Origin of the sequence: Streptomyces canus (assembly GCF_041435015.1) — a bacterium.
Taxonomy (GTDB): Bacteria; Actinomycetota; Actinomycetes; order Streptomycetales; family Streptomycetaceae; genus Streptomyces; species Streptomyces canus_G.
Genome location: NZ_CP107989.1, coordinates 7886314 through 7898751 on the forward strand (window position 1 = coordinate 7886314; position 12438 = coordinate 7898751).

General features: G+C 72.2%; 15 protein-coding genes. 9 read left to right on the forward strand and 6 right to left on the reverse strand.

Going from position 1 to position 12438, the window contains the following annotated elements; genetic code table 11:
• Nucleotides 1-10: 10 nt before the first annotated feature.
• Nucleotides 11-727 carry a nucleopolyhedrovirus P10 family protein gene (locus tag OG841_RS35980; protein ID WP_371568381.1) on the reverse strand — a complete coding sequence of 239 codons (717 nt, stop codon included), beginning with the start codon at nt 725-727 and terminating at the stop codon, nt 11-13.
• A gap of 86 nt (nt 728-813) precedes the next feature.
• Between OG841_RS35980 and OG841_RS35985 the strand changes: the two genes are divergently transcribed.
• The 5 genes from OG841_RS35985 to amaP are packed head-to-tail and all read left to right on the forward strand — an operon-like array spanning nt 814 to nt 3165.
• A complete protein-coding gene (locus OG841_RS35985) occupies nt 814-1278 on the forward strand; it encodes an Asp23/Gls24 family envelope stress response protein (RefSeq protein WP_280856739.1) in 465 nt (154 codons plus the stop codon).
• Nucleotides 1279-1314: 36 nt separating this feature from the next.
• Nucleotides 1315-1509, forward strand: a complete 195-nt coding sequence (locus OG841_RS35990; protein ID WP_059206289.1) for a hypothetical protein — start codon at nt 1315-1317, stop codon at nt 1507-1509.
• Complete coding sequence (locus OG841_RS35995) at nt 1506-1904, forward strand: Asp23/Gls24 family envelope stress response protein (protein WP_328637561.1); 399 nt, start codon at nt 1506-1508, stop codon at nt 1902-1904. The genes OG841_RS35990 and OG841_RS35995 overlap by 4 nt, the downstream gene beginning before the upstream one ends.
• The gene (locus tag OG841_RS36000) at nt 1901-2581 is read left to right on the forward strand and encodes a DUF6286 domain-containing protein (RefSeq protein WP_328637560.1); all 681 of its coding nucleotides are present in this window, start codon (nt 1901-1903) and stop codon (nt 2579-2581) included. Before OG841_RS35995 ends, OG841_RS36000 begins: the two co-directional genes overlap by 4 nt.
• A gap of 5 nt (nt 2582-2586) precedes the next feature.
• On the forward strand, nt 2587-3165 hold the full coding sequence (amaP, locus tag OG841_RS36005) for an alkaline shock response membrane anchor protein AmaP (RefSeq protein ID WP_371568387.1): 579 nt from the start codon (nt 2587-2589) through the stop codon (nt 3163-3165).
• 6 nt (nt 3166-3171) lie between these two features.
• Here the strand turns inward: amaP and OG841_RS36010 are convergent, their stop codons facing one another.
• Genes OG841_RS36010 through OG841_RS36030 form a run of 5 tightly spaced genes read right to left on the reverse strand, consistent with a single transcriptional unit; the run spans nt 3172 to nt 8175 of the window.
• Nucleotides 3172-3927, reverse strand: coding sequence for an SDR family oxidoreductase (locus OG841_RS36010; RefSeq protein ID WP_328637558.1), 756 nt, complete (start codon nt 3925-3927; stop codon nt 3172-3174).
• 5 nt (nt 3928-3932) lie between these two features.
• A complete protein-coding gene (locus OG841_RS36015) occupies nt 3933-5744 on the reverse strand; it encodes a glycoside hydrolase family 15 protein (protein ID WP_371568391.1) in 1812 nt (603 codons plus the stop codon).
• Between the two features lie 33 nt (nt 5745-5777).
• Nucleotides 5778-6080 (reverse strand): hypothetical protein, encoded by a 303-nt coding sequence (locus tag OG841_RS36020; RefSeq protein ID WP_266566585.1) that lies wholly within the window; start codon nt 6078-6080, stop codon nt 5778-5780.
• Nucleotides 6077-6646, reverse strand: a complete 570-nt coding sequence (locus tag OG841_RS36025; RefSeq protein WP_328637555.1) for a SigE family RNA polymerase sigma factor — start codon at nt 6644-6646, stop codon at nt 6077-6079. The genes OG841_RS36020 and OG841_RS36025 overlap by 4 nt, the downstream gene beginning before the upstream one ends.
• Nucleotides 6643-8175, reverse strand: coding sequence for a sodium:solute symporter family protein (locus OG841_RS36030; RefSeq protein ID WP_328637554.1), 1533 nt, complete (start codon nt 8173-8175; stop codon nt 6643-6645). Before OG841_RS36030 ends, OG841_RS36025 begins: the two co-directional genes overlap by 4 nt.
• 179 nt (nt 8176-8354) lie before the next feature.
• On the opposite strand from OG841_RS36030, the gene OG841_RS36035 reads away from it, so the two are divergent.
• The 4 genes from OG841_RS36035 (at nt 8355) to OG841_RS36050 (ending at nt 11998) form a co-directional block, all read left to right on the forward strand.
• Nucleotides 8355-8570, forward strand: coding sequence for a DUF3311 domain-containing protein (locus tag OG841_RS36035; RefSeq protein ID WP_266524998.1), 216 nt, complete (start codon nt 8355-8357; stop codon nt 8568-8570).
• Nucleotides 8571-8682: 112 nt separating this feature from the next.
• Nucleotides 8683-10782, forward strand: coding sequence for a carbon starvation CstA family protein (locus OG841_RS36040; protein ID WP_371568395.1), 2100 nt, complete (start codon nt 8683-8685; stop codon nt 10780-10782).
• A gap of 8 nt (nt 10783-10790) precedes the next feature.
• On the forward strand, nt 10791-10979 hold the full coding sequence (locus tag OG841_RS36045) for a YbdD/YjiX family protein (RefSeq protein WP_069766455.1): 189 nt from the start codon (nt 10791-10793) through the stop codon (nt 10977-10979).
• A gap of 71 nt (nt 10980-11050) precedes the next feature.
• On the forward strand, nt 11051-11998 hold the full coding sequence (locus OG841_RS36050; protein WP_371568398.1) for a hypothetical protein: 948 nt from the start codon (nt 11051-11053) through the stop codon (nt 11996-11998).
• Nucleotides 11999-12438 lie beyond the last annotated feature (440 nt).

Genomic DNA, 12438 nt, shown 5'->3' on the forward strand with positions numbered 1-12438 from the left:
CCGGACAGCCCTAGGTCATCACGGCCGTCACCAGCACGGCCACCGTCGGACGATCCGACAGCACCTCTCCCACGGCGGCGCGGACCTCCCGGGCCACGTCCAGGGCCCGGCGGCCGGCGTCCACCGACAGTTCGACGCGGACATGCCGGCGCGGAAGCGAGCCGTCCCCGGTCTCCCCGTCCTCGATGTGCACCGGCCGCCCGAGCAGACCGGTCAGCCGGTCCACACCGGGCACCGCCAGAGCGGCGCCGGCCGCGAGAGCCTCGTCGCCGTGCCCCGCCGCCACGGCACGCGGCGGCTCGGGCCGTCGTACGGGAGACGGTTCCGCGTCCTCGTCCACGAGGGCCGTCACCCGCAGGTCCGCCTCGCCGAGTTCCAGCCCCAGCAGCCCCGTCGCCGCTCCGGCGAGTGCCGTGCGCAGCCGCTCCGCCGTCACCGGCAGCGGCCGTGCGGGGGTGGCCTCGAACTCCGCCGTGATCCGCAGCGGGCCGGGCGGCAGCGCGCTCGGAGGCGGCGGCACGGCGGGCTCGTGCGCGTCCTCCGGATCGGCGAGGCCGATGCGCACGGTACCGAGCCGTACCTCCGGTAGTTCTCGCACGGCGGCTCGCAGCACCCCCTGAGCCGCATCCTCGGAGATCCACGCCCCGTCGCGCGGCCCGCCCAGGGGCAGCAGCCGCCCCAGCCCCAGCTGATGCCGCACCGTCCGTGCCCACTGCTCCGCCGTCATTACTCCAGCCTGCCGCATCTCCGGCGCGCGATCGCGCAACCGCGCTTACGGTGGTCGAAGGAGGACGACCGAAAGGGGTGATGGTGATGACCGACATGACGCAGAACACCGAGGTGGAGTCGTCGGTGCAGCCGCGGAAGACCACCAAGCGCGGCGGCGGCGACGCGGCGACACGTGGGCGGACCACCATCGCCGACGGTGTCGTGGAGAAGATCGCCGGACTCGCGGCACGGGACGTCCTCGGCGTCCACGCCATGGGCAGCGGGCTGAGCCGCACCTTCGGGGCCGTACGGGACCGGGTGCCCGGCGGTTCGAAGTCCGCCACTCGCGGGGTCAAGGTGGAGGTCGGCGAGGTGCAGACCGCGCTCGACCTGGAGATCGTCGTCGACTACGGCGTCTCGATCTCCGACGTGGCCAGGGCCGTGCGCGAGAACGTCGTATCGGCGGTGGAGCGGATGACCGGTCTGGAGGTCGTCGAGGTCAACATCGCGGTGAGCGATGTGAAGCTGCCCGACGAAGAGGACGAGGAGCCGGAGACCCGGCTCCAGTAGCCCGACCACACTTCAGGGACTTTTAGGGAGCGTGCGATGAGCATGGCCGTGGTCGGCATGATCGCCGGCATGGCGCTGGGCTTCGCAGGGTATTTCGGCGGATTCGGCGCCTTCCTGCTGGTGGCGGCGCTGGGCGCCATCGGCTTCGTCGTCGGCCGGTTCCTGGAGGGGGACCTGGAGATCGGCGACCTCTTCCGTACTCGTGACGAGCGGCGTGACCGGCGGCGATGACGTCCGTGAGCAGCGAGGCAGGCGCGGCGGACGAGCTCCGCACACCCCTGAGCGCGACCGCCGTTCCGCCCGGTGACCGAGGGGCGACGAGGATCGCCGACCGGGTGGTCGCGAAGGTCGCGGGTCAGGCGGCCCGCGAGGCGCTCGGACGGCTCCCCGCCGAGGCCCAGCCCCCGTACGCCACCGTCGTCGTCCACCGCGAGGTCGCCCGGATCCGCATGCACCTCGAACTCGACTACCCCTGCGACATCGGCGCGCGTTGCCGAGAGGTGCGTCAGCACGTGGTCGAGCGGGTAGTCGCGTTGGTGGGCATGGAGGTGTCGGAGGTCGCCGTCCAGGTGGAGCGGCTGTATCCGGCACAGGCGCACGGTGTGGCACAGGGGAGGACGCGATGAGCGAGCCCCAGGGCTCCGAGGGCACTACACAACGACTGCCGGTCATCGAGAAGGCACCGGACCTGCGCGACCAGTCCGCGTCGGCGGCGGCGTACGGACCACCACCCGCCCTGGAGGACCGGGCGGGCGGCGGCGAACGCCGTTTCTGGTCGGCGCGCAGGGTCCCGGCGGGCATCGTGGCCCTGCTGCTCCTGCTCGTCGCGGGGATCTTCCTGTACGACATCGCAGCCGTCCGGGCCGACCGGCCGCCCATGCACTGGCGCCGCGAGCTCGCCCGGCAGCTCGCCGAACGCCCCCTGGACGACATCTGGGTCCTGGTGGGCGCCGGAGTCGCCGCGGCCCTGGGCCTGTGGCTGATCGTCCTGGCCGCCACACCGGGTCTGCGCGGCGTCCTCCCGATGAGCCGCACCCATCCGGATGTGCGGGCGGGCCTCCACCGGGACGCGGCCGCGATGGTCCTGCGGGACCGGGCCATGGAGGTGGCCGGCGTCCAGTCCGCACGCGTACGGATGCGCCGGAAGAAGGCCGACGTCCGCGCGGTCTCCCACTTCCGCGAACTGGACGACGTCCGGGCGGACTTGGACGTGACCCTCACCGAGGCGATCACGGCACTGGGCCTGGCCCGGCCCCCCGCACTGTCGGTGCACGTGGCGCGGACGACCAGGAAGAAGGGCTGAGGCCGATGCTCAGGACCGTCAACCGCGTACTGATCGGCCTGGTGGGGCTGGTACTGCTCGTCGTCGGCGGCTCGGTACTCGCCGTGGGCCTCGGTCTCGACCCGCCCTCATGGTGGATCCACGACGGCAAGAAGGACGTTCTGCTGAGCGACGCCGAGCGCACCCGCTGGGACGGCGAGGGCTGGTGGTGGCCGACGGTCATCGCCGCCCTGGCACTCGTGGTGCTGCTGACCCTGTGGTGGCTGACCGCGGTCCTCCGCAGGCGCTGGCTCACGGAGGTACGCGTCAACACGGGCGACGGCGAGGGTGCGCTCCTGCGGGGCCGGGCCCTGGAGGGCGTACTCGAAGGTGAGGCAGCCGAGGTGGACGGCGTCCACCGGGCCCACGCCCACCTGACCGGCCGTCCGGACGCGCCCCGGACCCGCGTACGACTCCTGCTGGAACCCCACGTGGACCCGGGAACGGCCCTTCACGTCCTGACGGCACAAGCCCTGACCCACGCCCGCGATTCGGCAGGGCTCGAGACACTCCCGGCCGAGGTCCGCATGACCGGCGTCAAGCACAAAGCGGAACGGGTCAGTTGAGAGCGTTCAGAAACCGTGCCTCATGCCCCCGTCGACAGGAAGCATGACCCCCGTCAGATAAGACGCAGCCGGCGACAGCAAGAACGCGGCAGCCCGCCCGAACTCCTCCGGCGTTCCGTACCGCCGCAAGGGAATCCGGGACTCGTTCGCGGCCCGGGTGGCCTCCGGATCCGCCGACAACGCGTCCAGCTCACGCACGCGATCCGTGTCGATACGGGACGGCAGGAGCCCGACGACCCGAACCCCCCGCGGCCCCAGTTCATCCGAGAGCGACTTCGCGAACCCGGCGAGACCGGGCCGCAGTCCGTTGGAAATCGTCAGTCCCGGAATCGGTTCATGCACGGAACCGGAGAGAACGAACCCGATCACACCGCCGGCTTCCAGCTCGGCCGCAGCCGCCCGGGCCAGCCGAACCGCTCCCAGAAACACCGACTCGAACGCGGACTGCCACTGCTCGTCCGTGTTGTCGGCGACGAACCCGGGCGCAGGCCCGCCCACGCTGATCAGCACCCCGTCGAAACCGCCGAAGTTCTCCCGCGCGGCGGCGATCAGCCGCTCGGCAGCCGACGGATCGGCATTCTCGACGGCCACCCCGAAGGCGTTCGGTCCCAACTCCGCCGCCGCGGCGAGCACACGCGTCTCGTCCCGCCCGGTCACGACGACCTTCGCCCCGTCGGCGACCAGCTCGCGCGCGGCCGCGTTGCCGAGCCCCCGGGTCGCTCCGGTGACGACGTACACACGGTCCTTCAGTCCAAGATCCATGGTTCCTATCCTGCCTCCTCGCCCCCGTACAGGGTGAGGGCGGTGTTCACCAGTCCGATGTGGCTGAACGCCTGCGGGAAGTTGCCGAGCTGGGCGCCGGCCACGGGGTCGTACTCCTCGGACAGCAGCCCCACGTCGTTGGCCAGCCCCAGCAGCCGTTCGAAGAGCTCCCGCGCCTCCTTCGTACGGCCCGTCATGTGGAGCGCGTCGGCGAGCCAGAACGAGCACACCAGGAAGATGCCCTCGCCGCCCGGCAGCCCGTCCACCGTCGTCTCCTCGGCGCTGTACCGCCGGACGAATCCGCCGTGGTCGAGCTCCGTGCGGATCGCGTCGACCGTGCCGACGACACGGGGGTCGTCGGGCGGAAGGAAGCCGACGCGCGGGATCAGCAGCAGGGACGCGTCGAGTGCGCGCGAGCCGTAGTACTGGGTGAAGGTGTTGCGTTGGCGGTCGTAGCCCTTCTCACAGACCTCGCGGTGCACCTCGTCGCGCAGCGCGCGCCAGCCGTCCGGGTCGCCGCTCAGATCCGGGAAGGCCTCCAGGGCGCGCACGGCGCGGTCGGCGGCGACCCACACCATGACCTTCGAGTGGACGAAGTCGCGGCGGCCGCCGCGCACCTCCCACAGTCCCTCGTCCGGCTGCCGCCACGAGGACCGGAGAAAGTCCAGCAGGACGTTCTGCAGGGACCACATGTGCGGTTTGGCGGGCAGGCCCGCCCGCCGGGCCAGCGACAGCGAGTCCATGACCTCGCCGTACACGTCCAGTTGGAGCTGCTTCACGGCCTCGTTGCCGATGCGTACCGGCGTCGAGCCGCCGAAACCGGACAGCCACGGCAGCTCGAACTCCGGCAGCCGCCGTTCTCCCGCGACGCCGTACATGATCTGGAGGTCCGCCGGGTCGCCGGCCACCGCGCGCAGCAGCCAGTCCCGCCAGGCCTCGGCCTCCTCCAGGTAGCCGCATTGCACCAGGGCGCCCAGGGTGAGGGTGGCGTCGCGCAGCCAGCAGTAGCGGTAGTCCCAGTTGCGCACCCCGCCCATCTCCTCCGGCAGCGAGGTCGTGGCCGCCGCCACGATGCCGCCGGTCGGCCGGTAGGTGAGCGCCTTCAGGGTGATCAGGGAACGGACCACGGCGTCCCGGTGCGGACCGTCGTAGCGGCAGCGCGCCGCCCAGGCCTGCCAGTCGGCCACGCTGCTCTCCAGCGCCTCGAAGGGGTCGGTCAGCGGGGGGCGCGGCTCGTGCGAGGGGTGCCAGGTGAGGACGAAGGCGACCTTCTCGCCCTCCTCGACGGTGAACTCCGAGTGCGTCCCGAAGTGCTCGCCCCAGGTGCGTACCGGGGGCTCGCTGCGCAGCCACGTCGCGTCGGGGCCCGCGACGGCCACCCGGTGCCCGTCGGATTGGCGCATCCAGGGCACGATCGAGCCGTACTCGAAGCGCAGCCGGAGCGTGCTGCGCACGGTGACCCGGCCGCGGAGCCCTTCCACGACGCGCACGACGTCGGGGGCCAGGTCGCGCTGGGGCATCAGGTCGGTGACGCGCACCGCTCCCTCGTCGGTCTCCCACTCGGTGTCCAGGACGAGGGTGCCGGGGCGGTAGGCGCGCCTCGTGCACCGGTCGGCGTTCTCCGGAGCGATCCGCCAGTGCCCGTTCTCCTCGTCGCCGAGCAGCCTCGCGAAGCAGGCCCCCGAATCGAAGCGGGGCAGGCACAGCCAGTCCACCGAGCCGTCCGTGCCGACCAGGGCGGCGGTCTGTTCGTCGCCGATGAGGGCGTAGTCCTCGATACGGGGGATCCGGGTGGCCGGTGGGGTTCGGGGGTGCACGGAGTGCGGGTTCCCTGCTGGTCGTGCGGGCAATCAGGGGTGCGGCCGGGGGAGTGACGCCGTCGTGCCGGAGAAGATCACCCCCGGGTGGGCCGGAGTCTGGTTCAGCACCCACAGACCGATCAGCGTCGCCAGCGCGAACACGACCGCGATGAGGACGGCGAGGACGAGCCGGCGGCGGCGCTCGCGGCGCAGCCACTCGCCGCGTGCCGTGCGGTAGGCGTCGGGGGCCGCGTGCACCCCGCCCGCCAGCGCGGCCAGGGCCTCCTGCAGCTCGCGCTCGGTGCTGCGGTCCGGACCGGTGCCACGTGACTCGGTCGCGTCTCGATGCGTCATCGCCGGGCCTCCATCGCCTGGGTCAGGGCGGCCAGGCCGCGTGCCGTGTGGGTCTTGACGGAGCCGCAGGAGATGCCCATCGCCGAGGCGATCTCGCTCTCCTTCAGCCCGAGCCAGTGCCTGAGCACCAGCGCCTCGCGCTGCCGGGCGGGCAGTCGCTGGAGCGCGTCGATGAGGACGCGCTGGTCGTCGTGGAGGAGCGCGGTGCTCTCGGCGGAGGCGACGAGCTCGTCCAGCGGGGCCGGGGGGTTCTCGACGTGCTTGCGCGCGACCTGGAGGTGCCGTATCCGCATCCGCGTCAGATTGCAGACCGTGGAGCGCAGATAGGCCTCCGCGGCCTCGGTGTCCCGCAGACGCCGCCACTTCCGGTAGATCTGGTAGTACGCCTCGGCGACCACGTTCTCCGGGTCGTCGGCGCCGAGCAGCACGGCGAGGCGGAGCATCGAGGCGTAGTGCAGCTCGAAAAGGCGGGCCACACCGGCCTCGCGCTCCAGTTCGGCCGGGTCGGCCGCCGCGGGGGCGAGCGGGAGGGGCCCGGGGGTGCCGTGTCTCAGATGCTGTTTCACGGGTTGTTCGCTCCCGTCTCGGGGCGCCGCCTGACGGTCAGGCGCGACGGTAGGTCGGTCAGGTCGGCGCCGCGCGGGACGCCGAGCCGTTCGAGGGCCGCGGTTCCGGCCAGGGCGACGGTCAGGTTGAGCAGAAGGGCGACGAGACCGGCGTAGATCTGGAAGGGTCCGCTGCCGAGCGACGAGAATCCCTCGCGGACCACGAGGAAGGTGCCGGCCAGCATGCCCGCGCCCCACCCGGCGAGCAGCGCCCGCGGATGCAGCCGCCCGGTGAACAGGCCCACGGCGACGGCCGGGAAGATCTGCAGGATCCAGACCCCGCCGAGGAGTTGGAGGTTGACGGCGTCCTGGTCGCGCAGCCCGAACACGAACGCCACCGCGCCCACCTTCGCGGTCAGCGACACCGCCTTGGCGATCCGCACCTGCCGTTTGGGCGTGGCCGTCGGGTGCACGTACTCGACGTAGACGTTGCGCACGAAACTGGTGGCCGCTGCTATCGACATGACCGCGGCCGGGACCAGCGCCCCCACGGTGATCGCGCCGAACACCAGCCCGGCCAGCGGCCCCGGCATCAACCGGTCCACCAGCATCGGTACGGCCGTCTCGGCGCCGCCCTCCGGTGCCCGCACCCCGGCCGCGAGTGCCGCGATGCCCAGGAACCCGAAGAGCGCGAGCAGCCCCGTCCAGGCGGGCAGGGCCACGACGACCTTGCGCAGGGTGCGCGGGCTGTCGGCGGCGAAACCCGCAGTCAGGACGTGCGGGTACATCAGCAGGGCGAGGGCGGAGCCGAGGGCGAGGGTGGCGTAGGCGGGCTGCTGCTGCGGGGAGAGGAGCAGGGCGGGTCCGCCCAGTCGCTCGGCGGCCCCGTCGAACACCGCGCCAGGACCGCCGAGCCGTTCCAGGACCAGCCAGGTGACGGCGGTGAGCGAGACGAAGACGGCGACCGCCTTGAGCGCGGAGATCACGGTGGGCGCCCGCAGCCCGTGCCGGTAGGTGGCCACCGCGAGGCCCGCGAACAGCGCCACCATCACCAGGTCACCGGTCGCGCCCCGCGGATACACGCCCCCCGCGGTCAGCACCGCCCGTATCCCGAGCAGTTGCAGCGCCAGGTACGGCATCGTCGCGAGGATCCCGGTCAGCGCGACCACCAGGGCCAGCGGCGGCGAACCGTAGCGTCCGCGCACGAAGTCGGCGGCGGTGATGTAGCCGTGCCGGCGGGCCACCTCGCCCAGGCGGCTGAGCAGCACGAAGGCGATCGGGCACACGATCACCGTGTACGGCACCGCGAAGAAGGCGGCCGCGCCGTTGCCGTACGCCAGTCCCGGTACGGCGGTGAAGGTGTACGCCGTGAAGATCGTGCCGCCGAGCAGCAGCCAGGTCCACACCGGCCCGAGACTGCGGTCGGCCAGCGCCCAGCCCTCCAGGGACGGCAGCCGGTCGCTGGGACGCAGGCGGCGCGCGGTCACGGCGAGCAGCGACGCTCCGCCGATCACGGCGAGGAACGTCGCGGTCATGGCGCTGTCGGCCATGGTCACCGTCCTTGGTGTGCCCGCAGGTATGGCTGGACCCTCGCGCAAGAGTTGCGCGGGCGGCCGGTTCGGAGGACAGGGAACCGGCGGGATATCTTCTGGACATTCGCTGTCAACCGTCTGCGACGGGTGGGCAACTCTTGCACAGACCCACAGCGATGGGGAGAGGAGCGCAGGTCATGGCACGGACCGGTCATCACCGGCTACGGCGCGTCGCGATCGCCGTACTGCTTCTCGCACCCACCGCGGGACTGCTGTGGGTTCCGATGTACGCCGGAGCGGAGCCGCGCCTGGCGGGCACGCCGTTCTTCTACTGGTACCAGCTCGCCTGGGTGCCGGGGTGCGGTCTGTGCCTGCTCGCCGCGTACGCGCTGACGGACCGACATCGCCGCTGAGTCTCTCTCCGCCTTTCCCGTTCCGCCTTTCCCGTTCCACCGTTTCCGGTGAGGAGCCGCCATGCCTGAAACCGTCCTTCAGCCTGCCCTCGAGGCGCCTGAAAAGTCACGTATGTCACCTCGGTCGATCCTGCTGTGGGCCGTCGTCGCGCTGCTCGGCGCGGTCGCCTGGGGCGTGCTCGCGCTGGCCCGGGGCGAGAAGATCTCCGCGGTCTGGCTGGTCGTCGCCGCCCTCGGCTCGTACGCGATCGCCTACCGCTTCTACTCCCGCTTCATCGCCCGCCGGGTCCTGAAGCCGGACGACCGTCGCGCCACTCCGGCCGAACGGCTGGAGGACGGCGTCGACTTCCAGCCCACCGACAAGCGGGTGCTCCTCGGCCACCACTTCGCGGCCATCGCGGGCGCCGGACCGCTGGTCGGCCCGGTGCTGGCGGCCCAGATGGGATATCTGCCCGGCACGCTGTGGATCGTCGCCGGAGTGATCTTCGCGGGGGCCGTACAGGACATGGTCGTGCTGTTCCTGTCCATGCGGCGGGACGGCACGTCGCTCGGGCAGATGGCCCGGGACGAGATCGGCAAGGCGGGCGGCGCGGCCGCGCTGATCGCGGTCTTCGCCATCATGATCATCCTGCTGGGCGTGCTGGCCCTGGTCGTGGTCAACGCCCTCGCGCACTCCCCGTGGGGCACCTTCTCCGTCGCCATGACCATCCCGATCGCCCTGTTCATGGGCTTCTGGATGCACCGCATCCGCCCCGGCCGGGTCGTGGAGACCAGCTTCATCGGCGTCGCGCTGCTGCTGCTCGCGATCGTCGGCGGCAGCTGGGTCCAGAACTCCTCGCTGGCCTCCACCTTCACGCTGAGCCCGACGACCCTGGTCTTCTGCCTGGTCGGCTACGGCTTCGTGGCGTCGGTCCTCCCGGTCTGGATGCTCCTGGCCCCCCGCGACTACCTCTCCACCTTCATGAAGATCGGCACCATCGCGCTGCTGGCCGTGGGTGTCGTGGTCGCCGCCCCGGTGCTGCGCGCGGACGCGGTGAGCGACTTCGCCACATCGGGCGCGGGGCCGGTGTTCGCGGGGTCCCTGTTCCCCTTCCTGTTCATCACCATCGCCTGTGGGGCCTTGTCCGGCTTCCACGCGCTGGTCTCCTCCGGTACGACGCCGAAGCTCATCGAGAAGGAGTCGCAGGTCCGTCTCATCGGTTACGGCGCCATGCTGATGGAGTCGTTCGTCGCGATCATGGCGCTGATCGCGGCGGCGACCCTGGAGCCCGGCCTGTACTACGCGATGAACGCCCCGGGGGGACTGCTGGGCGCGACAGCCGAGTCGGCCTCGCACGCGGTGGCGGGCCTCGGCTTCACCATCACACCCGACCAGCTGACCCAGGCCGCCAAGGCGGTCGAGGAACAGTCGCTGATCGCCCGGTCCGGAGGCGCCCCGACCCTCGCGGTCGGCATGTCGGAGATCTTCTCCGGGGTGTTCGGCGGTACCGCCATGAAGGCCTTCTGGTACCACTTCGCGATCATGTTCGAGGCGCTGTTCATCCTGACGACGGTGGACGCGGGTACCCGGGTCGGCCGCTTCATGCTCCAGGACATGCTCGGCAACGTGTGGAAGCCGGTCGGCCGGGTCAACTGGAAGCCGGGCATCTGGCTGTGCAGTGCTCTGGTGGTGGCGGCCTGGGGTTACTTCCTCTACACCGGAGCCACCGACCCCCTGGGCGGAATCAACCAGCTCTTCCCGCTCTTCGGCATCGCGAACCAGTTGCTGGCCGCGATCGCGCTGGCCGTGTGCACCACCGTCCTCGTCAAGTCCGGGAAGCTGCGCTGGGCGTGGGTCACCGGGGTCCCGCTGGCCTGGGTGGTCGCGATCACGTTCACCGCGGGCTGGCAGAAGATCTTCTCCGACGACCCGCGGGTCGGGTTCTTCGCCCAGCGGGCCAAGTACGCGGACGGCATCGACGCGGGCCAGGTGCTCCCGCCCGCCAAGACGCTCGACGACATGCACACGGTGGTCACCAACTCCACGGTCGACGGGGTGCTGATCGCCGCGTTCCTGCTGCTGGTCGCGGTCGTGATCGTCAACGCGGCGGTGGTGTGCGTGCGGGCTCTCCGGGCGCCGGGCGCGTCGCCGACCACCGAGGCGCCGTATGTCGAGTCGCGGATCGACGTGCCCGAGCAGGCCGGTGAGGAGCTCGTGGGAGTGCGCTCGTGACGGTGACCGTGACAGCGCGGCGGTGGGCGCGGGCCGTCCGGTGGTACCTGCGGGAGCTGACCGGGGAGGCGGAGTACGACCGCTACCGCGAGCGGCATCTGCGCCACCATCCGCTCGCGCCGGTACCGACCCGACGGGAGTACGAGGTGCTGCGCAGCCGGCACCGGGAGGCTCACCCGCAGGGGCGGTGCTGCTGACGCCGCCGTCGTGGACCACGGGGCGGGCGCACCGCCCGCCCCGTACGCCCCACTCACCTTTCGGGACCGAGATGTTCAGACGCCGCACCGCCCTGCTGGTCCACCCCGCCCTCGACGACGACGCGCTGCACACGACGCTGACCGAACTCCGGCCCACCCCTCAGCTGCACGGCCTCGGCGCGGGTTCCAGCCGTCCGCTCTGGCAGCCGGTCGCCGACCTGCTGCGGGACACGGGGCGGGACTGGGATCGCCGGTGGCACCGGATGTCCGTACTGGCGGACGGGTTGCCGCCCGCGGTGTGCGAGCGGTGGATCACCGAACGGCCCGGTGACGGGGACGCGCTGGCGTTGTGGGCCTGTGTCCGGTGTGTACGGCGGGCCCCGGCCGACGGGTGGACCGCTGCCCGGGACGCCGAGCGGGCGTGTCTGCGTGCCGCTGAGGTCTGCCCCGAGGATCCGACGCCCTGGCTGGCCCTCCTCGGCCTGATGCACTCCCTCGCCGTGCCGGCCCGGGACGCCGTGCCCGTCTGGACCGAGGCCGTGACCCGTGCCCCGTGGCACCGGGGCGCCTACCACCGGCTGCTGCGCTATCTGTCCCCGCGCGGACACGGCTCGGTCGCCGACATGATGGACTTCGCCCGTCAGGGCGCCGCCCGCGCTCCGCACGGCTCGCCCGTCGCCCTGCTCCCCGTCGCGGCCCGCGTCGAACTCGTCGCCCACCGGCAGCGGCAGACGTCGCTCGGGGCCGACAGTCACTGGAACGAACCCCTCGCCGGCGCCGAGATCGACTCGGCCCTGACCGACTGGTTCCACACCGCCGCGCCACCCCACGCCGAGGCGGTCGCCGACCTCAACATCCTGGCCTTCGCCCTCGTCCGCGCACACCGCCCGTCCGACACGGCACCCGTCTTCCGGCGGATCGGCCGCCGTATGACCCCGCATCCGTGGGAGCTCCTGCCCGAGCCGGAGCGCACGTTTCTCTACTGGCGGGACCGGGACCGGGGCCGTCCCGGCCGGTGAGGCGGAGACTGCGGTTGGTGCGTCGGGGGCGGGGCGACGGGCGTGAGGCCGACCGACGGCCACTCTGTGGTCGGCGGTCCGGGGCCCGGGGCTGGGGGGCACCGTGGTCGGCGATCTGGGGGTGGGCCGGGGCTTCACGTGGTGGCCGGCGTTGTGGGGTCGGGGCGGTGGGTCACGTCGCGGGGGCCGGGCAGGCGGCATCGTGGCCGGTGCTGTGGGGGTGGGCGGATGCGTCACGCCGCGGCCGATGCGTCGCCTGCGACTGACGTGGGGCCGGGCCGATGAGGCAGACCCTGCGGCCGATGTCGAGGCCGGGGCGATGGGGCGCACCCGGCCGGTGTGCCGAGACCGGGCCGACTGGGCACGGCGTGGTCGGCGGTCCGGCGTACCGGGCTGGTGGCATCGTGGTCGGGCTTGTGGGGGTGGGCCGGGGCATCACG

Coding starts and splice junctions, on each gene's coding strand:
- OG841_RS35980 (WP_371568381.1), bottom strand. CDS start 727: ATGACGGCGGAGCAGTGGGCACGGACGGTGCGGCATCAGCTGGGGCTG.
- OG841_RS35985 (WP_280856739.1), top strand. CDS start 814: ATGACCGACATGACGCAGAACACCGAGGTGGAGTCGTCGGTGCAGCCG.
- OG841_RS35990 (WP_059206289.1), top strand. CDS start 1,315: ATGAGCATGGCCGTGGTCGGCATGATCGCCGGCATGGCGCTGGGCTTC.
- OG841_RS35995 (WP_328637561.1), top strand. CDS start 1,506: ATGACGTCCGTGAGCAGCGAGGCAGGCGCGGCGGACGAGCTCCGCACA.
- OG841_RS36000 (WP_328637560.1), top strand. CDS start 1,901: ATGAGCGAGCCCCAGGGCTCCGAGGGCACTACACAACGACTGCCGGTC.
- amaP (WP_371568387.1), top strand. CDS start 2,587: ATGCTCAGGACCGTCAACCGCGTACTGATCGGCCTGGTGGGGCTGGTA.
- OG841_RS36010 (WP_328637558.1), bottom strand. CDS start 3,927: ATGGATCTTGGACTGAAGGACCGTGTGTACGTCGTCACCGGAGCGACC.
- OG841_RS36020 (WP_266566585.1), bottom strand. CDS start 6,080: ATGACGCATCGAGACGCGACCGAGTCACGTGGCACCGGTCCGGACCGC.
- OG841_RS36030 (WP_328637554.1), bottom strand. CDS start 8,175: ATGGCCGACAGCGCCATGACCGCGACGTTCCTCGCCGTGATCGGCGGA.
- OG841_RS36035 (WP_266524998.1), top strand. CDS start 8,355: ATGGCACGGACCGGTCATCACCGGCTACGGCGCGTCGCGATCGCCGTA.
- OG841_RS36040 (WP_371568395.1), top strand. CDS start 8,683: ATGTCACCTCGGTCGATCCTGCTGTGGGCCGTCGTCGCGCTGCTCGGC.
- OG841_RS36050 (WP_371568398.1), top strand. CDS start 11,051: ATGTTCAGACGCCGCACCGCCCTGCTGGTCCACCCCGCCCTCGACGAC.